At 72.7% G+C, this 24,837-nt stretch carries 15 protein-coding genes; 8 read left to right on the top strand and 7 right to left on the bottom strand.

The genetic code is table 11. The features are described 5' to 3' along the window. The first annotated feature begins 82 nt into the window (after positions 1 to 82). Together BLR04_RS14970 and BLR04_RS14975 are read left to right on the top strand one after the other, a co-directional pair. Positions 83 to 883, top strand: coding sequence for an SDR family NAD(P)-dependent oxidoreductase (locus tag BLR04_RS14970; protein ID WP_090764394.1), 801 nt, complete (start codon positions 83 to 85; stop codon positions 881 to 883). Between the two features lie 183 nt (positions 884 to 1,066). Further along, positions 1,067 to 2,011 carry a hypothetical protein gene (locus BLR04_RS14975; protein ID WP_218128936.1) on the top strand — a complete coding sequence of 315 codons (945 nt, stop codon included), beginning with the start codon at positions 1,067 to 1,069 and terminating at the stop codon, positions 2,009 to 2,011. A gap of 15 nt (positions 2,012 to 2,026) precedes the next feature. Here the strand turns inward: BLR04_RS14975 and BLR04_RS14980 are convergent, their stop codons facing one another. After that, positions 2,027 to 2,875, bottom strand: coding sequence for a helix-turn-helix transcriptional regulator (locus tag BLR04_RS14980; RefSeq protein ID WP_090764402.1), 849 nt, complete (start codon positions 2,873 to 2,875; stop codon positions 2,027 to 2,029). 76 nt (positions 2,876 to 2,951) lie between these two features. Between BLR04_RS14980 and BLR04_RS14985 the strand changes: the two genes are divergently transcribed. Then, a complete protein-coding gene (locus tag BLR04_RS14985) occupies positions 2,952 to 4,196 on the top strand; it encodes an MFS transporter (RefSeq protein ID WP_218128938.1) in 1,245 nt (414 codons plus the stop codon). Here BLR04_RS14985 and BLR04_RS14990 read toward each other — a convergent pair. Continuing rightward, positions 4,129 to 5,031 (bottom strand): SDR family oxidoreductase, encoded by a 903-nt coding sequence (locus BLR04_RS14990; RefSeq protein ID WP_218128940.1) that lies wholly within the window; start codon positions 5,029 to 5,031, stop codon positions 4,129 to 4,131. The genes BLR04_RS14985 and BLR04_RS14990 overlap by 68 nt on opposite strands. A gap of 83 nt (positions 5,032 to 5,114) precedes the next feature. Here BLR04_RS14990 and BLR04_RS14995 point away from each other — a divergent pair, with 83 nt between their 5' ends. Next, positions 5,115 to 5,507 carry a winged helix-turn-helix transcriptional regulator gene (locus tag BLR04_RS14995; protein ID WP_090764409.1) on the top strand — a complete coding sequence of 131 codons (393 nt, stop codon included), beginning with the start codon at positions 5,115 to 5,117 and terminating at the stop codon, positions 5,505 to 5,507. Positions 5,508 to 5,566: 59 nt separating this feature from the next. On the opposite strand, the gene BLR04_RS15000 is transcribed toward BLR04_RS14995, so the two are convergent. The 4 genes from BLR04_RS15000 to BLR04_RS15015 all read right to left on the bottom strand — a co-directional run bounded on the left by BLR04_RS15000 (position 5,567) and on the right by BLR04_RS15015 (position 9,342). Continuing rightward, complete coding sequence (locus tag BLR04_RS15000; protein ID WP_090764410.1) at positions 5,567 to 6,556, bottom strand: NAD(P)-dependent alcohol dehydrogenase; 990 nt, start codon at positions 6,554 to 6,556, stop codon at positions 5,567 to 5,569. Between the two features lie 97 nt (positions 6,557 to 6,653). Further along, entirely contained in the window at positions 6,654 to 7,313 is a 660-nt protein-coding gene (locus tag BLR04_RS15005) for a response regulator (protein WP_090764413.1), read from the bottom strand. Then, positions 7,310 to 8,461: a sensor histidine kinase gene (locus BLR04_RS15010; protein WP_090764416.1), complete on the bottom strand. Its 1,152-nt coding sequence runs from the start codon at positions 8,459 to 8,461 to the stop codon at positions 7,310 to 7,312. Before BLR04_RS15010 ends, BLR04_RS15005 begins: the two co-directional genes overlap by 4 nt. A gap of 20 nt (positions 8,462 to 8,481) precedes the next feature. Then, positions 8,482 to 9,342: a LysR family transcriptional regulator gene (locus tag BLR04_RS15015; RefSeq protein WP_090764419.1), complete on the bottom strand. Its 861-nt coding sequence runs from the start codon at positions 9,340 to 9,342 to the stop codon at positions 8,482 to 8,484. A gap of 125 nt (positions 9,343 to 9,467) precedes the next feature. On the opposite strand from BLR04_RS15015, the gene BLR04_RS15020 reads away from it, so the two are divergent. The 3 genes from BLR04_RS15020 (at position 9,468) to BLR04_RS15030 (ending at position 20,039) form a co-directional block, all read left to right on the top strand. Further along, on the top strand, positions 9,468 to 10,187 hold the full coding sequence (locus BLR04_RS15020) for an SDR family oxidoreductase (protein ID WP_090764422.1): 720 nt from the start codon (positions 9,468 to 9,470) through the stop codon (positions 10,185 to 10,187). A 326-nt stretch (positions 10,188 to 10,513) separates the two neighbouring features. Beyond that, positions 10,514 to 13,783 (top strand): LamG-like jellyroll fold domain-containing protein, encoded by a 3,270-nt coding sequence (locus BLR04_RS15025; protein WP_090764425.1) that lies wholly within the window; start codon positions 10,514 to 10,516, stop codon positions 13,781 to 13,783. Positions 13,784 to 13,865: 82 nt separating this feature from the next. Then, positions 13,866 to 20,039 carry an RHS repeat domain-containing protein gene (locus BLR04_RS15030; protein WP_090764426.1) on the top strand — a complete coding sequence of 2,058 codons (6,174 nt, stop codon included), beginning with the start codon at positions 13,866 to 13,868 and terminating at the stop codon, positions 20,037 to 20,039. A gap of 124 nt (positions 20,040 to 20,163) precedes the next feature. Here BLR04_RS15030 and BLR04_RS15035 read toward each other — a convergent pair whose 3' ends face one another. Beyond that, complete coding sequence (locus tag BLR04_RS15035; RefSeq protein WP_090764429.1) at positions 20,164 to 21,663, bottom strand: glycerophosphodiester phosphodiesterase family protein; 1,500 nt, start codon at positions 21,661 to 21,663, stop codon at positions 20,164 to 20,166. Between the two features lie 352 nt (positions 21,664 to 22,015). Here BLR04_RS15035 and BLR04_RS15040 point away from each other — a divergent pair, with 352 nt between their 5' ends. Beyond that, positions 22,016 to 24,832 (top strand): AfsR/SARP family transcriptional regulator, encoded by a 2,817-nt coding sequence (locus BLR04_RS15040; protein ID WP_143022051.1) that lies wholly within the window; start codon positions 22,016 to 22,018, stop codon positions 24,830 to 24,832. Positions 24,833 to 24,837: the final 5 nt, after the last annotated feature.

Here is a 24,837-nt window from a genome sequence, read left to right on the forward strand (position 1 = left end):
GACGTGTGGTCAGGGTGGTTCGGGCGTGCCCAGGTTCGTCCTGGCCTGGCCCCGTGTCTGCGGTCGCCCTAGAAAGGGATCCATGACATCTCTGCACATGAACGACAGCACCTCCACGACCCCCGGCACCCGGCTGGCCGGTCGTACGGCCGTGGTCACCGGTTCGACCAGCGGGATCGGCGCGGCCATCGCCCGCGTGCTGGCCGGAGAGGGGGCGCACGTGGCGGTCAGCGGGCGGGACGCGGCCCGCGGCGAGCTGGTCGTCAAGGAGATCCAGCAGGCCGGCGGGCGGGCCGACTTCGTCCCGGCGGACCTCGCGGGCGGCTACGACGAGCTGCGCGCCTTCGCCGCTCGGGCCACGGAAACGCTCGGCGGACGCGTCGACATCCTCGTCAACAACGCGGGCATCTACCCGGCGACGCTCACCGAGGACCTGCCGGACGCGGACCTCGACGCGATGCTCGCGGTCAACGTGCGCGCGCCGCACGTCCTGGTCGCCGCGATGGCGCCGGCGATGGCCGAGCGGGGCAGCGGCGCCATCGTCACCATCGGCTCCTGGATGGCCCGGCTCGGCGGCCCGTACGCGGCGATGTACAGCGCGACCAAGGCGGCGGACGAGCAGCTCACCCGCAGCTGGGCCGCGGAGTACGGGCCGCGCGGCGTGCGGGTGAACACCGTCGCGCCAGGAGCGACCCTCACCCCGGGCAACGAGTCGGACCGCGCGGCGCTGGACGCGATGACCGCGTCCACCCCGGCCGGCACCGTCGTGCGGCCGGACGACATCGCCAAGGGCGTCCTGTACGTGGTCAGCGACGACGCGGCGATGGTCCACGGCATCACGCTCTACGTGGACGGCGGCATCTCCGCCACCCGCCTGTCCTGACCGGCACGCCTCCGCACCCCCCAAGCCGAATGGGTGCTACAGGATCATTCGTCCTTTATCGGTGGGTTCATCCGATCGTCGTGCCGTGTTCGCCCGGATGAGGATCGCGACCGGCAGAGTCTCCTCCTGAGTCGTGGAGCGCGGCCCACGTGTGCCCTTGTGGAGGAAATGATGATCGCCCGTGTGAGAATCGCCGCCGGCGCGGCCGCTTCGATCGCTGTCGGAGCGCTGGCCATGAGCCTGGTCACCCCCGCCCAGGCGGCCGAGCCGACGCAGCCGCCCCCGGCCACCGCGGCGGCCGTCGCCGAGCCGCCCACCTTCGCCGCCACCCTGGCCCGCTCGTACGACACCTTCGACGCGAACCAGGCGGTCGCCGTCGACAAGAAGTACTTCTACGTGGTCGACAACCGGAAGATCACCAAGCACGACAAGGCGACCGGCAAGCCATTGCTGCAGTTCGTGTCCAACCCGGGCGGCCCGCTGATCCACATGGACAGCGCCGTCGTGGTGGACGGCAAGCTGTACGCGTCGCACTCCAACTACGACCAGTCGCCGATGGAGAGCTCCATCGAGGTGTTCGACACCAAGACGCTGAAGCACGTCGACACGTACAGCCTCGGCATCTACCGCGGCTCGCTGACCTGGCTGGACCGCCACGACGGCGCGTGGTGGGCGGGCTTCGCCAACTACGACGAGGTGCCCGACGGCGAGACCGAGCCGTACGGCGGCACCTACAACACCCAGATCGTCAAGATGAACGACCACTTCCGGGTCGTCGAGTCGTGGAACATCCCGAAGACGATCCTCGACCGCTTCAAGCCGATGAGCAACTCCGGCGGTTCGTGGGGCCCCGACGGGCGGCTCTGGCTCAGCGGCCACGACCTCGGTGAGGCGTACGTGATGAAGCTGCCGTCCATGGGCCCCGAGCTCGAGTGGGTCGCCACCGTCACCCTGCCGGGCGTCGAGGGCCAGGGCATCGCCTGGGACCGTTCCGAGCACACGCCCAAGCTGTGGGCGATCAAGCGGTCCACGTCGCAGGCGATGAGCTTCACCGTCCCGTTCCGCCAGATCAGCGACCCGACCACCCAGCCGTGGCAGGTGTTCGGCCCGGGCCACTTCGAGCAGTGACCTCGACGAGCCGGGTCAGCCTTGTGCCGGGACAGGCCTGTCCAGTTCCGTAAGGCGTTCGAGGCTCTTCGCGTCGTCTCTGGTCACAGGGAGGAAGACGACGAGGTGCTGGGTGACGTCTTCGGTGACGGCCAGCTTCGTGTAGTTGATGTCGATCCGCCCTACATGCGGGTGGTTGAAATGCTTGGTCGCCGAGGCGAATGCCTTGATGGGATGGGCCGACCACATGGAGGCGAATGCGGGACTGGCCGCGAGCAAGGCGTCGACCAGCGCGGTGGTCCGCGGGTCATCGGGGTTCTTGCCGGCCGCCGCCCGGAACTGTCCGAGGATGTCGCGTGCCTCACGCTGCCAGTCGAGGAGCAATGCGCGCATGCCGGGGCGGGTGAACAGCAGCCAGATGCTGTTGCGTTCCTCGTCCGGCAGGTCGTCCAGTCCGCCGACGAGGTTGGCGTATGCGCGGTTGTAGGCCAGCAGGTCCCAGCTCGGGTTGATCACGTGGGCCGGGTTGGGGTCGAGCGTGTCCACCAGTGCCCGCAGTGTTGGGTTGACCGGCATCCGGCGCGCTGGTTCGGCCGGCAGCGGTGCGTCGGCGAGAGCGAAGAGGTGACTGCGCTCGGCCGGTGTGAGCTGCAGCGTTCGTGAGAGGCTCTCGAGCACCTGGCGGGAGACGGTGATGTCTCGCGCTTGTTCCAGCCAGGTGTACCAGGTGACGCTCACCCCGGACAGCTGCGCGACTTCCTCGCGCCGCAGGCCGGGCGTGCGCCTGCGGGAGCCGCCGGCCAACCCGACCGCCTCGGGGGCGAGAGACTCCCGTCGAGAGCGCAGAAACCCTGCCAGCTCCTTACGCCTCATCATGCTGACCATGAAACCGCCCTGGTGGTGTTTATACCAGTGTAATCGGCATCTGTACCACGATAATGCCAAGCCCAATGATGGCCGGGTGAGCATTCAGCAACAGCAAACGGCATCGCCGGCCGACCGGACGCGCACCGCGGACAACGACTGGCGCGGACAGGTCACGATTCTGGCTGTCGGGTCCTTCGCCATGGGCACCGACTCCTTCGTGCTGGCCGGCATCCTGCCGCAGATTTCCAGCGGGCTAGGCCAGTCGATCAGCGCCATCGGCCAGGCCATCACCGTCTTCTCCCTCACCTACGGCCTGACCGCGCCGTTCCTCGCCGCGTTCACGAGCAGGCTCCCCCGCAAGCCACTGATGGCGTTCGCGCTGGCCCTGTTCGTTGTGGCCAACCTCGCCTCGGCCGCCGCGCCGACGCTGGCGCTCCTGCTCGTCGCGCGGGTCGCGGCCGGACTCGGCGCCGCTCTCTACACGCCGAACGCGAGCGCGGCGGCCGCCGCGCTCGCCGGGCCGGCCCATCGCGGGCAGGCGCTCGCGGCCGTCCTCGGCGGGTTGACCGTCGGCACCGTTCTGGGCGTGCCTGTCGGTACCTGGATCGGCCAGCATCTGTCCTGGCAGGCGAGCCTGATCTTCGTCGCGTGCGTGGGCGCGGTCGCGCTGGCCGGCCTGCTCGCCGTCCTGCCGTCACTGCCGCTGCCGCCCGCCGTGCCGCTCCGCGCCCGGTTCGCGGTGCTGGCCAACGCCAGGGTGGTGGCGATCGTGGCGTTCATGCTCCTGGAGAGCGCGGCCGCCATCCTTGTCTACACCTACATCGCCCACGTCCTCGACGACACCGTGCACGCCCGTGGGACGACTCTCGCGCTGCTGCTGCTCGCGTGGGGCGTCGGCGGCGCCGTCGGCGCGTTCGGGAGCGGGCGGCTCACCGACCGCTGGGGCGCCGACCGCACCCTGTCTCTCGCGATCGGCGTGCTCGCCGTGACCCTCGCCGCGCTCGCCGTCTCGACCTCGCTACCGCTCGCGTTCGTCGTCATGGCACTCAACGGCGCGGCCGGGTGGGCGGTGGCGACGCCGAACAACCACCGGCTCACCGAGTTCGTCCCGCACCTGCCCAGTGTTGTCATCTCCTTCAACTCCTCGGGCATCTACCTCGGCCAAGCGATCGGCGCGGGGCTCGGCGGGGTCCTGCTCGGCGCGATCTCGACGGCTCAGCTGTGCTACGTCGGCGCGGGCATCGCCGTACTGGCAGCCGCACTGCACCTGCTCATCGCGGCAGGGCCGCGAGCCCGTCCGCGATCGTGTCGGCGATCGGCGTCGTCGGACGGCCGATGAGGCGCGACAGGTCGCCCGGCGTGCCCGCGAGCGCGCCCCGGCTGATCGCCTCGTCGACGTCCACGAGCGTCTCGGCGAAGCCGTCCGGCAGGCCGAAGGAGACGAGCAGCGCCTTGCGCTCGGCGGCGGGCAGGCAGGTGTGGACGACCTCCTTGCCGCTCTGCCGCGACACCTCCGCGGCGAACTCCTCGAACGTCCACGCGGTGTCGCCGCTCAGCTCGTACGCCTGGCCGAGGTGGCCGTCCTGCAGCAGGACGGCCGCCGCCGCGAGTCCGTAGTCGCGGCGCGGTGCGGTGGCGATGCGGCTGCCGGGGGCGACGTTGGTGACGACGACGCCCCGCTCGAGCACGCCCGCGAGGTCTCCGATGTCGCCCGCGTAGACCTCGGAGTACCAGTTGTTGCGCAGGAACGTGTAGGGCAGGCCCGAGTCGAGGATCAGGCGCTCGGTCTCGCGGTGGTCGGCGGCGAGCAGGAAGTCGGCCTTGGGGCCGCCGAACGCGCCGACGTACGCGAGCTGCGCCACCTCCGCCTTGCGCGCCGCGTCGAGCACCGCCTCGTGCTGCGTCACGCGCCGGCCTGCGTCGCCGCCCGGGATCAGCAGCACGCGGTCGCCCGGCTGGAACAGCCCGGCGAAGGTCTCGGGCCGGTCGTAGTCGGCGAGGTGCCGGCGCACGCCCTTGGCCACCAGGTCGGCGACCTTGTCCTCGGTGCGCGCGACGGCCGTGATGTCGCGGGCGGGCACGCCGGAGGCCAGCAGGTCCTCGATGACGATGCGGCCGAGCCGTCCGCTCGCCGCGGTGATGACGATGCTCATCGACTTCTTTCTGTGGGTCATAGGTGCAGGTCCAGCACCTTTCGCTCACCCTAGGAGCCGTACTGCGCCCGGCGGAAGTACCCACTTTCAAGTAAGGTACTGACGTGACAGTAAGCGCCAAGCAGGTTCCCGCGCCGCCGCCGAACGTCCACCGCACCGACTGCCCGTCGCGCGGGGTGCTGGAGCACGTCACCAGCCGCTGGGCGGTGCTCGTCCTCGCCGCGCTGCGGGAACGCCCCTACCGCTTCAGCGAGCTGCGCCGCCATGTCGAGGGGGTGAGCGAGAAGATGCTCGCGCAGACCCTGCAGACCCTCGAACGCGACGGCTTCGTCCACCGCGATGCCAAGCCGGTCATCCCGCCGCGCGTCGACTACTCGCTGACGCCCCTCGGGGCTGAGGTGGCCGAGCAGGTGTACGCGTTGACCCGCTGGGTCGAGCGCCGCCTGGACGACGTCTTCACGGCCCGCGAGTCGTACGACGAGGCCCGCACCAGCTGATCTACTTTGTAAAGGCGCGGGACCGCGACATCCGCGCCTGGCAGGGGAGAGGGCGGCCGTCACACTGTGACGACGACCTTCCCCGGCGCGTGTCCCTCCTCCTGGTACCGCACCGCCGCCGGCAGCTCGTCGAACGTGTGGACGCGGTCGACCACCGGGCGCACCTTGCCGCTCTCGATGAGCCCGGTCAGCTCGACCAGGTTCCGCCGGCTGTACGGGTACCTGATCACGTCCGCCGTCACCGCCCGCTGCGAGGCGAACGCCGACAGCGCCAGCGTCGCGAACATCCGTCCGGCCGGCTGCAGCCACCGTCCCGCCGCGCCGCCGACCAGGACGCACACCCCTCGCGGGGTCAGCACCCTGCGGCACTCGGCGAACGAACGGTTCCCCGCGACGTACAGCAGCACGTCGTACGGGCCGCCGTCGCGGGGGAGGTCCTCCTTCGTGCGGTCGACGACCTCGTCGGCGCCCAGCGACCGCACCAGGTCCGCGTTCCTGCCGCCGCACACCCCGGTGACGTGCGCCCCGTACGCCTTGGCGAGTTGCACCGCGAACGTGCCCACCCCGCCCGACGCGCCGTTGACCAGCACCCGATGCCCCGGCCGCACCCGCCCGGCGTCGCGTACGGCGAGCAGCGCCGTGCAGGCCGCGAGCGGCACCGCGGCCGCCTCCTCGAACGACAGCGTCCCCGGCTTCGGAGCCAGGTCCCGCTGAGGGACGCAGACGTACTCGGCGAAAGCGCCGCCTTCCGGCAGCATCCCGAACACCTCGTCGCCCGGCTGGAACTCGGTCGCTCCCGGCCCGACCGCCTCCACCTGGCCGGCCACGTCCGCGCCGAGGATGGTGATCCGCGGCCTGCGCAGCCCAGGGCCGCCCGGCATGAGACGGGCGACGTACGGCTCGCCGCGCATGAAATGCCAGTCCCAGGGCTGGACGGACGTGGCACGCACCCGCACCAGCACCTCGCCGGGACCGGGGACCGGCACGGGCACGTCGGTGAGCTGGAGGGCGTCGGGCGAGCCGTACGAACGCAGGACGTACGCCTTCATCGTGATCTCCTCGTGTGTGCGGTGACACGCACGAGTGTGCGGGCGGACCGCGCACGGCGTAACAGCCGAAAGTACGACCACGCGACCGGCCTATAGGTCAGCGCACGCGGTTGGTCTCGTACGCCCACATGGCGATCTCGACCCGGTTGCGGACGCCGAGCTTGGCCATCAGGCTCGCGACATGGCTCTTGACCGTGCTCAGCGAGATGCGCAGCTCGTCGGCGATCTCGTTGTTGGTCCGTCCCCGGGCCACGGTCGCGAGGATCTGCTCCTCGCGCAGGGTGAGCGGCTCGATCGGCTGCGCCGGGGGAGGGGTGGGGCCCGCGCCCGCGAACGCCGCCATCAGCCTGGCCGTGATGCTCGGGGCGATGAGCGCGTCCCCGCCGGCGGCGGCCCTGACGGCCTGCGAGAGCAGGGCGGGGCCTGAGTCCTTGAGCAGGAAGCCGCGGGCGCCGGCGCGCAGCGCGGCGTAGACGTACTCGTCCAGGTCGAACGTGGTGATGACGACGACGGCCAGCGGGTCGGCCACGTCGGGCCCGGCCAGGCGGGCGGTCGCCTCGATGCCGTCGCAGCGCGGCATGCGGATGTCGAACAGGCACACGTCGGGCCGCAGCCGCCGGGCCAGCTCGACGGCCCGCAGCCCGTCGCCGGCCTCCGCCACCACCTCGATACCGGGCTGCGCGTCGAGGATCATCCGCAGCCCGGCGCGCGCGATCTCCTGGTCGTCGGCGACGATCACCCTGATGGTCGTGGTCATGTGAGGGCTCCCGTCCTGGGCAGTACGGCGGTCACGGTCCAGCCGCGACCGGGGTTGGGGCCGGCCTCGCAGGCGCCGCCGAGCAGCCGGGCGCGTTCGGCCATGCCGAGGAGCCCGTACCCGGGGGCCGGGACGGCACGGCCCGCGGTGCTGTCACCGTCGTCGCTCACCCGCAGGCGCACCGACGTGTCGTCGGCCGCGACGCTGACCTCGATCCGGCTGGCGTGCCGGGCGTGCCGCCGGGCGTTGGTGACCGACTCCTGGGCGATGCGGTAGATCGCCGCCCCGACGGCGGGCGCGAGGCCGTCGAGGTCTCCCCTGATCGCCACCGCGACGGACGGCCCGGCCCCCGATCGGCCGGCGAGCTGCTCGAGGTCGGCGACCTGCGGTTGGGGCGCGGTGCCGGTCGGCTCGTCGCTGCGCAGCACCCGGACCATCGCGCGCATCTCGGTGAGCGTACGGGACGCCTCGGCCTCGATCACCCGCAGCGCGTCGACGGCGACCGTGGCGGCGTCGCCCGGCCTGGCCGCGGCGGTGGCGAGGCCCGCCTGCGCCCGGATCGCGATCGCCGACACGTGGTGGGCGACGGTGTCGTGCAGGTCGCGGGCCAGGTGAGCGCGTTCGAGCAGCTTGACCTGCTCCAGCTCCCGCATCCGGGCCCGCGCCCGGTACCGGAGGGCGCCGCCGGTCGCGAAGGCCGCGGACACGACGGTGAGCGCCGCGACGCTGTCCTGCGCCGCGAGGTGCCCGGACGCGACGGAGGCCGCCACCGCGCCGCACATCAGCAGCAGCCCGGCGGCGGCCTCCCTGCCGGACCCCCACCGGGACACGGCATGGACGAGGATCAGCACGTATGCCGTCGCGGACAGCTCCGACGGATCGGCCCCGGCCAGGAGCTGGAGCAGGGCAGAGACGACGACGGGCACCGCGAGGGCGGGCAGCGGACTCGTCCGCCGCCATAACAGCGCCGGGAGCATCGCGAGGGCGTAGCTCACCGACAAAGGCCGCCACTGCAGGTCGCTCCGCAGGGTGCCTTCCAGCACGATGAGCAGGACGAGCACGCCCACCAGCGCCCCGTCGCGCCACCCGCGCCCCGGAGGTCGGACGGGACGGGGTTCGGTCCATAAGGAACGGATCAGCCCCTGCACGCCCCCATGGTACGTACCTGTCAGAAAGCGGCCGCGATGGCGGCGAACTCGGCGAACAGGGGGCTGCGGCGGGTGCTGTCCCAGGCGAGGCAGACCTGGTTCGGCGGCAGGTCGGTGACCTGGACGTACGCGACGTCCGGCCGGGTGTAGAAGGTCGCCACGGACAGCGGCAGCACGGCGACGCCGTGGCCTCCGGCGACGTGTTCGAGCTTCTCCTCCACGGCGTGGAACACCGGCGCCGGCCGGCGCCGGCCCGGTCGCCGCAGCTCGGTGGCGATGTCGCGCCACTCGGGAACGGCGTCGGGGTCCTGGAGGAGGTGCTCGTCGGCGAGGTCGGCGATGGTGATCGCTTCCTTGCCTGCCAGGCGGTGACCGGCGGGCAAGGCGGCGACGCGCGGCTCGCTCGTGAGCGGTTCGACCTTCAGCCCGCGCTGGTCGATCGGCAGGCGGACGTAGCCGATGTCCACCCGTCCGTCGTGGATGGCGGCGGTCTGGTCGTCCCAGGTGGTGCGCACCACCTCCACCGTCAGCTCCGAGTGGCGTTCGCGCAGTTCCCGTACCGCTGGGGTGACGATCAGCCCGGGCATGAACCCGACGGTGAAGGTGCGGGCGCCTCGCGCGGCGCGGCCGACGCGCCGGCGCAGCGCCTCGGCTGCGGCCAGCAGCGGGACGGCGTCGGCGAGCAGCTGCTCGCCCGCGGGGGTGAGCTCGGTGGCCCGCCTGCTGCGGACGAAGAGCTGCGCCTTCAGCTCCTCCTCCAGCGCGCGGATCTGGCGGGACAGTACGGGCTGCGCGATGTGCAGCGCCTCGGCCGCCCGCCCGAAGTGCAGCCGGTCGGCCACCGCGACGAAGTAGCGCAGCTTTCGTAGATCGACGTCCACCAGCTCGTTCTCCCATCCTTGATACCTCCAGGGTATTACAGATGCGGCGAAGGGTCTTGGACGGCTGAGTGCGGCAGGGGCGATTCTGGACAGGTCGCTAATCCCGGACTCAAAGGACCGATTTCATGGATCTGCAAGGTCAACGCGTCGTCGTGCTCGGCGGGACCTCCGGCATCGGGCTGGCCACCGCGCAGGCGGCCGCACGCCAGGGCGCCGTGGTCACGGTCGCCTCCAGCAGGCAGGCGAGCGTCGATCACGCGCTCACCCTGCTGCCCGGCCAGTGCTCCGGGCACGTCGTGGACCTCACCGACGCGCGGGCGGTGGGGCGGCTGTTCGAGAGCGTCGGGGAGTTCTCGCACCTGGTGTACACCGCCGGCGAACCGCTGGCGCTGATGCCGGTGGACACGCTCGACCTGGACGCGGCGCGCACCTTCTTCGAACTGCGCTACTTCGGCGCGCTGGGGGCGGTCCGCGCGGCGCTGCCGTACCTGCGCCGGGACGGCTCGATCACCCTGACCACCGGCACCGCCAAGGACCGGCCGGGCCCGGGCTGGTCGGTCGCGGCGAGCATCTGCGGTGCGATGGAGTCGCTGACCAGGGCGCTGGCGGTCGAGCTCGCGCCCGTCCGGGTGAACGTCGTCTCGCCAGGCTTCGTACGGTCGCCGCTGTGGTCGGGGATGGGGGAGGAGGAACGCGAGCGGATGTACGCGGATGTCGCCACCGCGATCCCGGTGGGCCGGGTCGGCGAGGTCGACGACATCGCCCGGGCGTACGTCTTCCTGATGACAGAACCCTTCGCCTCGGGAACCGTCCTCACGGTGGACGGCGGCCACATCCTCGTCTGAGAAATCTACAAGGTAAAGGCGGCGGGCTGGGGCCACCCCCGCCGCCCCCACAGGGACAGCGGCCCACCTCACCCCCTCGACGGCGGGAAAGGCCGTCGCGCCACCTCCTCGACGATGGGAAAGCCGCGAGCTAAATGAGCAAAAGATTGATCGCCTCCCTGCCCCCATGGAGACTTGCGCTCAATTCCCCCTGCTCATGGAGCGTCAGCGGAGGCACGATGGCCCCGGTAAGCACCGCAGCGCGACGCCGCAGAGGCGCCCGCTTATTACGCCCCACCTCGCTCATCACCTACCTCACGGCAGTCGCCACCGCGACTGCCTTTTTCGTGCCCGGAGTCGCGCCGGCGTCCGCGACGCCACAGGCGCCGGCGGCCGGGCATCGGCAGGAGCCACCCGACACGGCCACCGAGCAGGGCGCCCTGGCGGCGGCCCGGCAGAGCGGGGACCGGGTCGAGGTCGGCTCGCTGCGTACGGAGACCCGCACCGTGTACGCCGAGCCGGACGGCGGATTCGTGCTGGAGCAGCACGCCCGCCCGATCCGGGTGCGCCAGGACGGCCGGTGGACGCCGGTCGACACCACCCTGCGCCGCCTGCCCGACGGCTCCGTCGCTCCTGGCGCGACCGCCGTCGACGTGCGGTTCTCCGGCGGCGGCGGCGAAGGCGCGATGGCCGAGGTCGCGAGGGGCGGCAAGGCGCTGGCGGTGACGTGGCCGGGCACCCTGCCGGAGCCGGTGCTGGACGGCGCGACCGCCACGTACCCGGAGGTCTTCCCCGACGTGGACCTGCAGGTGACGGCGGACGTGGACGGGTTCTCCCACGTGCTGGTCGTCAGATCGCGGAAGGCGGCGCTGAGCGGCGTCCTCGACCGGCTGCGGTTCGGGCTGAGTGCGCGGGGCCTGTCGGTGCTCCAGGGCAGGGGCGGTGGGATGCAGGCCGTGGACGGCTCGGGCGCGGAGGTCTTCTCGGCGCCGACCCCGCTGATGTGGGACTCGCCCGCCGACCAGCAGGGCAAGCGGATGGCGCCGGCGAACCGCGCGGGGGAGGGGCCGAACCCGGGTTCGCGGCACGAGGCGATGGGCCTGGCGGTGGCCGGTGGGACGATGACGCTGACTCCCGACCGCGCCATGCTGGCCGATCCGGACACCCGGTATCCGGTGTTCCTTGACCCGTCGGTGTCGGCGGCGCGGGGGGCGTGGACGGCGGTCTGGAAGAAGTACCCGACCACGAACTATCTCAACTCGAGCGACGTGGCCCGGGTCGGGCACGAGGACGACACGGGCGGCACCAGCCGGTCGTTCTTCCAGATGAACACCGGCACGGCCATCCACGGCAAGCAGATCATCAAGGCGACCTTCCGTACGTACGAGACGTGGTCGTGGTCGTGCACGAAGAAGCCGGTTGAGCTGTGGCTGACGGGGACGATCAGCAAGTCCACCACGTGGAACAACCAGCCGTCGTGGGCCACGAAGCTCGACACCGAGACGGTCGCGAAGGGGTGGAGCACCTCGTGCCCGGCGGGCGGGGTGGAGTTCGACGCGACCGAGGCGGCGGTCCAGGCGTCGGCGAAGAACTGGTCGACCATCACGCTGGGGCTGCGCGCCACGAGCGAGACCGACACGTACGCGTGGAAGAAGTTCCGCAACAACCCGACGCTCGTCGTGGAGTACAACTCCGTCCCGGCCGCGCCGGTGGCCGCGGACGCGTGGTCGGACCCGGGGGGCGTGTGCGTGTCGGGCGCGGCCCGTCCGCTGGTCGGCACCGCCACGCCGAAGCTGTGGGCGAAGTTGAAGGACGACGACAACTCGGTGATGGGCCGCTTCGAGTGGTACGACGCGGTGGGCACGAAGCGGGGCGAGTTCCTGACCCCCGCCGCGTCGTCGGGCAACGCCTTCAGCGTCGCCGTCCCGGCCGGGGTGTACGGGGACGGTTCGGTGATCCGGTGGCGGGTGCGGGGCGAGGACGGCCGGGCGGCCGGCGGGTGGAGCCCGTGGTGCGAGATCGGCGTGGACACCACGGCGCCGGGCGTCGAGCCCGCCGTCGCTTCCGAGCAGTATCCGGAGAACGCCTGGGGTGACGGGCTGGGTCGCGCCGGGACGTTCGTCCTCGGGGCGAACGGCGTGCCTGACGTGACGGCGTTCCTGTACGGGCTGAACACCAACCCCGTGACGGAGGCGCGCGCCGACGCGGCGGGCGGCTCGGCGACGGTCCGCCTGACGCCGATGGAGGAGGGCCCGAACGTGCTGTCGGTGCGGAGCAAGGACGCCGCCGGCCGGCAGGGCCCGATCCGCAGTTACGTGTTCAACGTGCGCGCGGGGACCGGTCCGGCGGCTTACTGGCGGCTGGACGAGGGCTCAGGCGTGACGGCCGGCGACGAGGCGGGCGCGAGTCCCGCGGCGGTGACCGGGGCGGCGTGGGGCGAGGGCCGCGCGGGCAGGGCGCTGCGTTTCGCGGGCGCGGGCCAGTACGCGGCGACGTCGGCCGGTGTCGTCGCCACGGACCGCAACCTGGCGGTGTCGGCGTGGGTGCGGCTGTCGTCGCTGCCCGCGGGCAACGTGGCGGCGGTGAGCCAGAGCGGCCAGGACAACAGCGGCTTCTGGCTCGGTTACCGGGGGGCGGCGAAGTCGTGGGCGTTCATGATGAACCATCCGGGCGGCACGACGCAGCCCGTGTGGGTGACGAGCGCCGCGGTGGTCCCGGTCGCGGGCCAGTGGGCCCACCTGGCGGGCGTGTACGACTCGGCGTCCAGGTCGTTGTTCCTGTACGTGAACGGGCTGCTCGCCGCGGGGCCGGTGGCCTACCACGGCGGGGCGGGGCCCGCGACGGCCGTGCAGTTCGGTCAGGCCCGCTACCAGGGCAGGCAGACCGATCCGTGGCCGGGCGAGGTGGACGAGGTGCGCATCCACGATCGGGCGCTGGCGCCGGACGAGGTGGTGCGGCTGGTCAACCACGCGGCGACGCTCACCGGCCACTGGAGGCTGGACGAGGAGAGCGGCGGGTCGGCCGCCGACGCCGCGAACCGTACCGGGCCGCTCGCCGTGGGCGCGGGCGCGTCGTGGACGGGCGGCTGGCTCGACGGCGCGCTCGCGCTGGACGGCGTGACCGGTCACGCGCAGGCCGCGGGCCCCGCGGTGCGCAGCGACGACAGTTTCACCGTCACGGCGTGGGTGCAGCTGGACACGCTGCCCGCCGGTGACGTGGCGGCGGTGTCGCAGAGCGGTTCGCGGGCCGGTGGTTTCGCGCTCGGGTACGCGGCGGACGGGCCGCGCTGGTCGTTCGGCATGGCGAACGCCGACGCGGACGGCGCGCCGCGGACGCGGGCCCGGTCGGACGCGGTGCCGTTCGCGATGGAGTGGACGCATGTGGCGGGCGTGTACGACGCGCTCGCCAGGAAGGTGCGGGTGTACGTGGGCGGCCGGTACGTGGCGAGCGCCGAGGCCGACCACGCGAGCACCTGGAACGCCGCGGGGCCGCTGCAGGTGGGCCGCGTGGTGAGCGACGGGTCGTTCACCGGGTTCTGGCCCGGGATCGTCGACGACGTACGCACCTATCAGGGCGCGCTGAGCGACACGGACGTCGCCAGGCTCGCCGCCGAGTGACCGCGCTTTTCCCCGTGGCGGGGCCGCGTCGCGGCCCCGCCCGTCCCGGCCGCATTCCCCTGCTCGACTCTGGACGGTGAGGATGTACGCATCCGATGAGTTCTCGGAGCACGAACGTTCGACGTTTCTGATCTACGAGTGGTCCTGGCGCAAGCTTCGCTGGTTCGTGCGTGGCTGCGCCGCCCTGGTCGTGCTGCTGGTGGTGTCGCTGGTGTACGCGCTGCCGGCGCAGGCCGCGCCCCGGGAGCGTCCTGAGGTGCAGAAGGAGGAGCCGGTTGCGGGGGCCGCGGTCCCGGTGCTGCCGAAGGGCGCGGACGCCGCGGCGAAGGGGGCGCTCAAGGCGGCCCCGGCGGTGTCGTGGCCGGAGCCCGGCACGGTCGAGTTGACGCCGGGTGGCGCGGCGCGCACGTCCGCGGGTTCGCTGCCGGTGGGGATCGCCGCCGCGGCCGGGGCGAAGGCGAAGGGGGCGCCGGAGCGGGTCAAGGTCGAGGTGCTGGACCGGGCGCGGGCGCCGGACGTGCCGGGGGTGGCGCTGCGGCTGTCGCGCGGCCAGGGCGCGACGCGCGGTGGCCCCGCGAACGTCGAGCTGGACTACTCGGGTTTCCGGCACGCGTTCGGCGGTGACTACGCCGCGCGGTTGCGGCTGGTGAAGCTGCCGGAGTGCGCGCTGGGCGGGGGCGCGGCGGTCACCGCGCGGGACTGTCCCGCGCCGGAGCCGGTGCCGAGCGAGAACGACGTCCAGGCCGGCCGGGTGAGCGCCGAGGTGGAGGTGGCGGAGTCGGGGGCGTCGCTGTACGCGTTGACGGCCGGGGCCGCGGGCGCGTCCGGTGACTACGCGGCCACGTCGCTGTCGCCGTCGGCGACGTGGAGCGTGGGCGTGCAGTCGGGTGACTTCTCGTGGAACCAGCCGATGCGGGTGCCGCCGTCGATCGGCGGTGAGGAGCCGGTGGTCAGCCTGGCGTACTCCGCGCAGAGCGTGGACGGGCGGACGTCGTCCACCAACAACCAGGTGTCGTGGGCGGGCGAGGGTTTCGACCTGGCGCCGGGAGGTTACGTCGAGCGCCGCTACAAGTCGTGCACGGCCGACGGGCGCAAGACCGGTGACCTGTGCTGGGACCACGAGAACGCGACGCTGATGCTGAACGGCTCGGCGGTGGAGCTGGTGAAGGACGCGGCGACGAAGGCGTGGCGGCCCAGGCGGGACGACGGCACCAAGGTCGAGCTGCTGACGGGCGCGGTAAACGGCGACAACGACGGGGAGTACTGGCGGCTCACCACGACGGACGGCACGCAGTACCACTTCGGGCTGAACCGGTTGCCGGGCTGGGCGTCGGGGCGGGCGGAGACGAAGTCGGCCTGGACGGTGCCGGTGTTCGGCAACGAGGCGGGCGAGCCGTGCCACAGTGCGACGCCGGCGAACGCGTGGTGTCAGCAGGCGTGGCGGTGGAACCTCGACTACGTGGTGGACCGGCACGGCAACGCCACCACGTACTGGTACGCGACGGAGACCAACCACTACGGCCGCAACGACAAGCCCGAGCTGGGGACGCCGTACGTGCGGGGTGGCCACCTGAGCCGCGTCGACTACGGCTACCGGTCCGGCGAGCTGTTCACCGTCGCGGCGGCGGCGCGGGTCGTCTTCACCGTGGCCGAGCGGTGCGTCCCGGGCGGCGCGGTCACGTGTGAGCCGGGCCAGCTGTCCAAGGACACCGCCGGCCACTGGCCGGACGTGCCGTTCGACCGCAACTGCGGCGCGGGGGAGACGTGCAAGGACCGGTTGTCGCCGACGTTCTGGAGCCGTAAGCGGCTGGCGAAGGTGACCACGCAGGTGCGGTCGGGCTCGGCGTACCGCGACGTGGACTCGTGGACGCTCACGCACACGTTCCCGGCGACCGGCGACGGGTTGAGCCCGGCGCTGTGGCTGGCGTCGGTGCAGCACGCCGGCCATGTCGGCGCTACGGTCACGCTGCCCGCGGTGACGTTCGCCGGGGTGCAGTTGCAGAACCGGGTCGACGCCGACGAGGGGCGCGCTCCGCTGTACAAGTGGCGGGTGCAGTCGGTGTACAGCGAGGCCGGCGGGGAGCTGCGGGTCACGTACGCGCCGCAGGAGTGCCTGCCGGGGAGCGCGCCGGCGGCCGACCGCAACACCAAGCGGTGCTTCCCGCAGCGGTGGGCGCCGCAGGACGAGATGGAGGTGGTCGACTGGTTCCACAAGTACGTGGTCGCGCAGACCGTGGAGATCGACCGGACGGCGCGCTCGCCGTGGGTGGTGACGGACTACGAGTACCTGGACGGCGGCGCGTGGCGGTACGCCGAGCACATCCTGGTCAAGCCCAAGGAGCGCACGTGGTCGGAGTGGCGCGGGTACGCCCGGGTCCGGGTGCGGGAGGGTGACGGCAGGGACGCGCCGCGCACGCTGACCGAGCACCGGTTCTACCGGGGCATGCACGGCGACCGGCTGGCCGACGGCACCCGCAGGACGGTGCGGGTCACCGATTCCGAGGGCAAGGCGCGCGACGACCTGGAGCAGTTCTCCGGCGCGGACCTGGAGACGATCGTGCACGACGGCGACGGCGGCCCGATCCTGTCGGCGACCGTCGAGGAGCCGTGGTCGCGCAGGACGGCGGAGTTCACGTTCGAGGGCGTGACGAAGACGGCGTACGTCGTGCAACCGGAGAAGATGGCGACGCGCGACCTGAAGGAGGACGGCGGCTGGCGGCGCACCGCGGAGGAGCGGGCCTACGACGAGTACGGGTTCGTCACCCAGGTGAGCGAGCTGGGCGACGTGGCGGACACGGGCGACGACACGTGCACGCGTTACACCTACGCACGCGACGCGGCCGTGTGGATGCTCGACTTCACCAGCCGGGTGGAGAAGGTGGGCAAGCCGTGCTCGGTCACGCCGCAGCGGCCCGGCGACGTGCTGTCGGACCAGCGGTTCCATTTCGACGGGCGGGCGTTCGGGCAGCCGCCGGTGCGCGGTGACGTGACCCGTGAGGAGAGCCTGGCCTCCTACGACGGGTCCACGGCGAGGTACGTCCTGGACATCGCCCGTACCTACGACGCCTACGGGCGTGAGACGTCGGAGAGCGACGCGGGCGGCGGGTCGAACACGACCACCTACGTGCCGGCGTCGGGCGGGCAGGCGACGGAGGTCCGGTCGGCCAACCCGCTCGGGCACGCCGACGTGACGTACGTCGAGCCCGCGTGGGGTGAGCCGGTCGCGGAGGTGGACGAGAACGGCCGGCGTACGGACCTGGAGCACGACGCGCTCGGCCGGCTGGTCAAGGTGTGGCAGCCCGACCGCGGCAGGTCGGCAGGCCAGTCGCCCAACACCGAGTACGCCTACCAGGTGCGCACCGACGCGCCGAACGTCGTCACCACGAAGACGCTCGCGGACGACGGGACGTACCTGGTCAGCCACGAGCTGTACGACGGGCTGCTGCGCGAGCGGCAGACGCAGGAGCCGGCGCCGGGCGGCGGCCGGGTGCTGACCGACGTCTTCCACAACTCGATCGGTGAGGTGGCCAGGTCGAACGAGGGCTACTACGCCACCGGTGACGCGGCGACGAGCCTGTTCGCCGTCTCCGACGACGACGTCGCCGGTCAGGTCGTGTCCTCCTATGACGGGACGGGGGAACTGGTCGCGCAGAGCTTCCGCGTCAAGGGCGTGGAGAAGTGGCGGACCTCGACGCGGCGGGCGGCCGACCGGGCGCACGTGACGCCGCCGCCGGGCGGCACCGCGAGCACCGTGCTGGCCGACGCCGAGGGCCGCGTCACCGAGTTGCGGCAGTACAAGGGCGCGACCCCGTCGGGGGCGTACGAGGCGACGAAGTACGCCTACGACCGGGCGGGGCGGCTCACGGCGGTGACCGACGCGATGGGCAACGTGTGGCGGCACCACTACGACCTGCGGGGTCGCGAGCACAGGACGGAGGACCCCGACAAGGGCGTGACGACCCGGGTGTTCAACGACCTGGACGAGGAGGTGTCCACCACCGACGCGCGCGGCCGCACGCTCGTGCACTCCTACGACCTGCTCGGCCGTAGGACGGCCACGCGTGAGGGGTCGGCGTCCGGGACGCTGCTGGCCGAGTGGCGCTACGACGTGCTGGCCAAGGGGCATCTGGCCGAGTCGATCCGCTACGTCGACGGACAGGCGTACGTGGCGCGGATCGAGGCCGTCGACCGGGAGTACCGGACGCTGCGGCAGAGCGTCACCGTGCCCGCGCGGGAGGGCAAGCTCGCCGGGACGTACCTGTTCAACACCCGCTACACCGCCGACGACCAGGTGCGTTCCATCACGTTCCCGGCGGCGGGCGGCCTGCCGGAGGAGAGCGTGACGTACGGGTACGACGCGATGGGGCAGCCGCGCGCGGTCGAGGGCCTGTCGACGTACGTGACCGACGCCCGGTACAGCAAGCTGGGCGAGACGCTGCAGTACGAGCTGAGCAGCGGGGCGCGCAAGGCGTGGCTGACGTTCACCCACGAGGAGGGCACCCGCAGGCTGGTGCGGTCGCAGCTCGACCGGGACACCGGCACGGTCTCCGACCTGGACCTGCACTACTCCTACGACGCGATGGGCAACGTCACCAGGATCGCCGACCGGCCGGGCGGCAAGGCCGTGGACACGCAGTGCTTCACCTACGACCATCTGCGCCGGATGACCGCGGCGTGGACGGCGACCGACGACTGCGCGGCGGCCGCGCCGCGCTCGGACCTGATCGGCGGTGTGGCGCCGTACGCGACGAGCTACGTCTACGACGCGGTCGGCAACCGGACGAAGGAGACGCAGCACGCGTTCGGCGGGCGGGCGCAGGGCGTGCGCTCGTACGCCTATCCGGCGGCGGGCGCGGCCCGGCCGCACGCGCTCACGGCGGTCACGGCCACCGGCACGGTGTCGGATCCGGCGTCGTCGTACGCCTACGACGCGGCGGGCAACATGACGACGCGCCGGGTCGGCGGCGCGGAGCAGCAGCTGACGTGGGACGCCGAGGGCAACCTGGAGTCGGTGACGGAGGCCGGGCGGACGACGTCGTTCGTGTACGACGCCGACGGCGACCGGCTGATCCGCCGTACGCCGACGGACACCACGTTGTACGTGGACGACATGGAGTTGCGGCTCGACCATGCCCGTCAGGTGGTGGACGGCACCCGGTACTACACGGTGAACGGTGACGCGGTCGCGGTCAGGACGTCGGAGGGGAAGGTGTTCTTCTTCGCCGCCGACCATCACGGGACGGCGAACGCCGCCGTCGACGCGCAGACGGGCGCGGTGGCGCTGCGCCGGCAGACCCCGTTCGGCGCCGACCGGGGCGCCGAGCCGCCGTGGTGGCCGGGTGAGCGGGGGTTCGTCGGCGGGACGGTGGACGCGACGACGAAGCTCGTGCATCTGGGCGCCCGGGAGTACGACCCGTCCATCGGCCGGTTCCTGTCCGTGGACCCCGTCATCGACGACCTCGACCCGCAGCAGCTGAACGCGTACGCGTACGCCAACAACAGTCCGGCGTCCATGACCGACCCCGACGGGCAGCTGTTCTGGTTCGCGGCGGCCATCGTGGTGCGGGTCGCCCTCCAGGTGGCGGCGCGGCGGGCGGCGCTGGCGGCGGCGCGGCGGGCGGCGGCCGCGCTCGCGCGGCGCAAGGCGCTGGAGGCGGCCCGGCGCAAGGCGGCGGAGATCGCGCGGCGCAAGGCGCTGGAGGCGGCCAGGAAGCGGGCCGCCGAGCAGGCGAGGAAGCGGGCCGCGGCCGAGGCGCGCAAACGGGCCGCGGAGAAGGCGAAGAAGGCGGCGCAGGCGGCCGCGCGGCGCCGGGCCGCGGCGGCCAGGGCCAGAGCGGCGGCGGCGCGGGCGCGCGCGGCGGCGGCTCGGGCCAGGGCGGCGGCCAAGCGGGTGGCCGCCAGGCGGGAGAAGGTGGCGCGGGCCAGGCCGAATCACCGGCCGACCGCCCGGCGGGCGCAGCAGCGGGTCAGCCCGCCGAAGGCGCAGCGCAACCCGGCGAACGGCGGGCAGCGCAGGGGACTGTCGGACGCGCAGCGACGTTCGATCGACGAGCAGCTCGGCGTGCGCCGGTACGAGCCCGGCGAGCTGAGGTCCCACACGCGTCCCGCGCGCAGCGAGTCGGAGCTGATGCCGTGGCAGGGCACCGGGCACGGCCCGGCGTCGAAGCCGTACGCGTCGGACACTCCGCGCAGCAAGAAGCGAACCGTCATGTGGATCCTGTGGCAGATCCTGCGCCCCCGCAGCGGTCCGGACTGATCACGAGTTTCCACGAACGGAGGGCCCCGGAACGCCTGTTCCGGGGCCCTCCCGTCTCAGCGGCCCGGGACGAGCGCGGGTTTCCCTGCCAGGGACCCGGGCGCGTTCGGACCCGGCCCTTTCCCTAGCGGACGCGGACCAGCTCGAAGTAGTCGATGTTGAAGTTCTGGTAGGCGTCCGGGTCGGTGCGCAGGACGAAGGTGTGGGTGCCGCGGTCGAGGCGGCGGGCCGGTTCCAGCACCTGGGTGGCGAAGGCGTTGTGCGAGGTGGTGTTCGCGATGTCGGCCGGGGCTCCGGCGGCGCCGCCGTCCCATGCGAGGCTGACCCGGCCCGCCGGGTCGTAGGGGGTGGAGACCCGGGCGCGCACCTCGTAGGTGCCGGGCCGCTGGACGTCGACGGTGTACTTCACCCATTCGCCGGCCCGGATCCAGCACACCACGATCGCGCCCGCCTGGTCGCACAGGTCGACGCCTTCGTAGGGGCGGGCCACGGTGCCGCCCTTGTTGTCGTCCTCCAGGTCGTGGTAGCCGACGTCCTTGCCGTCGAGGGAGTAGTCCTCGGCCTGGACGCGTACGCTGCCGGCCGGCACGGTGTCGCGGTGGCCCTCGCGCCAGGCGTCCAACGCCGCGGGGTCGTCGGTCTGGATCATGGAGACGCCGTGCCTGGCGGCCAGCGTCGCCCAGCCGAGGGCGGGGTCGATGAGGGAGCGCTCGTCGGTGTACCCGGCGGCGTACCCGTAGGTCATCGTGTTGGCCCACACCCGGCTGGTGCGCAGCGCCGTCTCGACCGCGGCGGGCTGGATCTGCGGGTCGGTGAGCCGGTCGAAGTTGATCTCGTACGCGAGGGGCGGGTGCTGGGTGAAGGCGCCGACGGAGGCGGCGTTCGCGTCGTCGACCACGTGCGCGTAGAGGATGCCGGGGTCCTGGGCGAGGAACTGCTCGACCTCGGCGATCGGCGCGGAGCTCTTGAAGAGGGCGTGGTCGAGCATGCCGAGCCGGGTGAGCACGGCGTAGGCCTCGTCGCGGTACTGCCAGGCCTTGTCCAGGTTGACCAGCGCCCGGCCCTTGACGGCGACGAGTGCCTCCTCGAGCGTCGGCACGCGCAGGTCGGTCGTCCTGGCCTGGGCGCCGCCGAGGCCGATGCGGAGTTTGAGCGCCTTGATCTGGTCGAGGGTGAGGTCCGCGACCTTGCCCGTGCCGTCGGTGGTGCGGTCGACGGTGGTGTCGTGCATGAGGACGAGCTGCCCGTCCTTGGTGCGCTGGACGTCGATCTCGACGACGTCCGCGCCGAGGTTCACCGCGCCTTCGACGGCGGGCAGGGAGTTCTCCGCCGAGCCGCGCCAGTCGCCGCGATGGGAGACGATCAGCAGGCCGGCCTTGCGGTCGTGGCGGAGCAACTGCTCGCGGATCCGGTCGACCGGCCGGGCGGGGCCGTGGCCGGGGTGCTGTGGCGCCGTCATGGCGGCGGGGGAGAGCCCGGCCGCCGGGGACGCCACGGAGAACGCCACCGGGGACACCACCGGGGACACCACCGGGGACACCACCGGGGACACCGCCGCGGACGCGGTCTGGGCGGGCAGGACGACGGCGGCGACCGCCAGTGCCGTCCACCACTTCGTGTGCATGAGAGGACCACCTCGGGGGGATGCGATGAGGTTCGGCTGCGGGACGCCGGTGATCCTCGCACGGCGTGGGCGGACCGCCCGTTACGCGAAGGTGAAAGATCACCTAACTGTTCTGCCTGGGGAAACGGCGTGTGCGATGGGTGCTGTGCGGACTCGACCCGATAACGGGAGCTCTCCGACATAACCGGATCGTGTCCTTTATACTGCTTGACCTGTTGCACTGGTGCCTCGCGAGCGGAAGACGCATCCCGTCCGGCTTCGCGGACGGAGGCCCGCCCACCCTAAGAAACGAGCCGCGTTGTCTGATGCCCCCTTGAGTCACACCGGGTTGCGGTTCTGTCTACTGGGCCCTGTGCGCGCCTGGCGGGGGACGGCCGAGGTCGACGTCGGCTCGCCCCAGCAGCGGCTGGTCCTGGCCGTCCTGCTGCTGGCCAGGGGGCGGGCGGTGAGCCACGACCAGCTGCTCGACGCCGTCTGGGGCGAGGACCACCCGCGCACCGCCATCAGCATCCTGCGCACGTATGTCTCGCGCCTGCGGGCCGTGCTCGGCGGGGACGCGGTCGTGTCCGTCGGCAACGGGTACGCGCTGGTCGCCGGCACCACCGACCTCGCCGACGTGGAGGAGCTGTCCCGGCAGGGCAGGTACGCCGAGGCCCTCGCGCTCTGGCAGGGCGAGCCCCTGGCCGGGCTCGCGGGCGACTACGCCGAGGTGCAGCGCACCCACCTGTCCGAGCGGCGGCTCACCCTGCTGGAGCGCCGGATCGGCGAGGACATCGAGATGGGACGGCACGCGGAGGTCGTGCCCGAGCTCACCGTGCTGTGCGCCGAGCACCCGACCAGGGAACAGCTCGCCGGCCTGCTCATGCTGGCCCTGTACCGCTCCGGCAGGCGGGCGGAGGCGATCGGGGTGTTCACCGACACCCGCAAGCTGCTGGACGACGAGCTCGGCATCGACCCGTCGGTGGAGCTCGCCGACCTCCACTACAAGATCCTCACCGGCGATCCCGGGCTGGAGGGCAGGCCGCCGGAGTACCCGGTCGCGCTCGCGCCCGGGACGCGGGTGCCGCGCCAGCTGCCCGCCGACGTCACCGACTTCACCGGCCGGGAGCCGGACGTCGAGCAGGTGGCGCAGGCGTTGCGCGATTGCTCCTCCTCCGCGCTGGCGATCGCGGCCGTGGCGGGAGCGGGCGGCATGGGCAAGACGGTCCTCGCCGTCCACGTGGCGCACCGGCTGGCCCCCTCCTACCCCGACGGGCAGCTGTTCGTCGACCTCCAGGGCATCGCCCAGCGGCCGGTCGACCCGGAGTCGGTGCTCGGGGCGTTCCTGCGCGCGCTCGGCGTCGACGCCGCGAGCATCCCCGACGGGCTGGAGGAGCGGTCCGCCCTGTACCGCTCGGTGCTCGCCGACCGGCGGGTGCTGGTGCTGCTCGACAACGCGGCGAGCGCCGTCCAGATCAGGCCACTGCTGCCGGGCGCCGCCGGTTGTGCGGTGCTGGTGACCAGCCGGGCGCGGCTGTCCGGGCTCTCCGGCGCGCGGCACCTCGACCTGCGCGCGATGCCGCCTGACGAGGCGCTGGCCATGCTGGTCACCATCGTGGGCAGGCCGCGGGTGGACGCCGAGCCGGGTGCCGCCCGCGACCTGCTGCGGGCCTGCGGGTACCTGCCGCTGGCGATCAGGATCGTGGCCTCGCGGCTCGCGGCCCGGCCGAGCTGGAGCCTGGCCAGGATGCGCGACCGGATGGCCGACGAACGCCGCCGGCTGGACGAGCTGAGCGTGGACGGCCTGGCCGTCGAGGCGACGTTCGCCCTCGGGTACGACCAGCTCGACCAGGCGCACGCGGCGGCGTTCCGTCTGCTGGCGGTGCCGAACATGCCCGACATGTCGGCCGGGGCCGCGGCGGCCTTGCTCGACCTGCCGGAGGCGGAGGCCGAGAACCTGTGCGAGGCCCTGGTGAATCTCCACATGATGGAGTCGCCCGCGCCCGGCCGCTACCGCCACCACAACCTGCTCAAGATCTTCGCCCGGTCCCGGCCGGAACGCGAGGAGATCCGCAGGGCCGCACTCGACCGGCTGCTCGGCTTCTACCTCGCCGGCATGACGAGGATCTTCCGCTTGGAGTACCCGGAGGACCCGCGGCTCGTCGAGATCCGGCCGAGCCACTCGGGCCCCTCGTTCACCGGCCTCGACGCGGGCCTGGAATGGGGCGTGGCCGAGGAGCCGTACATGCTCTGCTGCATCCACCAGGTCGCCACGACCCCGGGCACCGCGCTGCACGACGCGGTCGTGCTGATCGACCTCATGTCGGACGTCCTCGACTTCGAGTCGAACACCACCGCCTACGAGAAGGTGGCGCAACACCTCGTCGAGGCGGCGGTCGCCCGCGGCGACCTGGTCGCCGAGTCCTACGCCAGGCGCAAGCGCGCCGAGATCCTGTACGCCGGCAAGGCCGCCGAGGCGGCGGCCGAGGAGGCGAGGACGGTGCGCGACCTCGACTCGCACGGCCAGGTGCTGGTGAACCAGGCGCACGCCGCCAACATCCTCGCCATGCTCGCCCACGACCGGCGCTCCTACGACGAGGCGGTCGCGACGTACGAGGAGGCGATCGGGATCTGGCGCACCCTCGGCAACCGCTCGTACGAGACCGTGGTGCTGGGCAACCTGGCGGTCGTGCTGAGCGAGGCGGGCAGGGGCGCGGAGGCGCTCGAGGCGGCGCGGGAGGCCGCCGCCCTCTCGCGTGAGCTGCGCGGGGGCGAGCCGAGCCCGCTCATCGTCTACCAGCTGGGCGTGGCGCTGGCCGCGTCCGGCCGCCACGACGAGGCGCTGGCCCGCTTCAGGGCCTGCTGCGCGGAGTTCCGTCGGCTCAAGCAGCACACCTGGGTGGGCCTCACCCTGCGCCGGATGGCGCAGACGTACCTCAACGCGGGCCGCCCGGAGCGGGCCGTCGACCACGCGGAGGAGGCGCTGGCGATCCTGGCCGACACCGAGCCGGCGTGGATCCGCGGCAAGGTGCTCACCGTGCTGGGGCGGGCGTTCGGCGAGCTCGGCCGCAGCAGCAGAGCCCGCGCCTGCCTGACCGAGGCGCTCGCCATCCTGACGCGTCAGGACCTGCCCGACGCGGACGACGTCCGCGCCATGCTCGCCGCCGACCTGGCCGCCCACACCCACTGACCCAC

Origin of the sequence: Nonomuraea maritima (assembly GCF_900100395.1) — a bacterium.
Lineage (GTDB): Bacteria > Actinomycetota > Actinomycetes > Streptosporangiales > Streptosporangiaceae > Nonomuraea > Nonomuraea maritima.

Bases quoted from the DNA above. Each gene is read 5' to 3' on its own strand.
- BLR04_RS14970 (WP_090764394.1), top strand. From the start codon at position 83: ATGACATCTCTGCACATGAACGACAGCACCTCCACGACCCCCGGCACC.
- BLR04_RS14980 (WP_090764402.1), bottom strand. From the start codon at position 2,875: ATGGTCAGCATGATGAGGCGTAAGGAGCTGGCAGGGTTTCTGCGCTCT.
- BLR04_RS14990 (WP_218128940.1), bottom strand. From the start codon at position 5,031: ATGACCCACAGAAAGAAGTCGATGAGCATCGTCATCACCGCGGCGAGC.
- BLR04_RS15000 (WP_090764410.1), bottom strand. From the start codon at position 6,556: ATGAAGGCGTACGTCCTGCGTTCGTACGGCTCGCCCGACGCCCTCCAG.
- BLR04_RS15005 (WP_090764413.1), bottom strand. From the start codon at position 7,313: ATGACCACGACCATCAGGGTGATCGTCGCCGACGACCAGGAGATCGCG.
- BLR04_RS15020 (WP_090764422.1), top strand. From the start codon at position 9,468: ATGGATCTGCAAGGTCAACGCGTCGTCGTGCTCGGCGGGACCTCCGGC.
- BLR04_RS15030 (WP_090764426.1), top strand. From the start codon at position 13,866: ATGTACGCATCCGATGAGTTCTCGGAGCACGAACGTTCGACGTTTCTG.
- BLR04_RS15035 (WP_090764429.1), bottom strand. From the start codon at position 21,663: ATGCACACGAAGTGGTGGACGGCACTGGCGGTCGCCGCCGTCGTCCTG.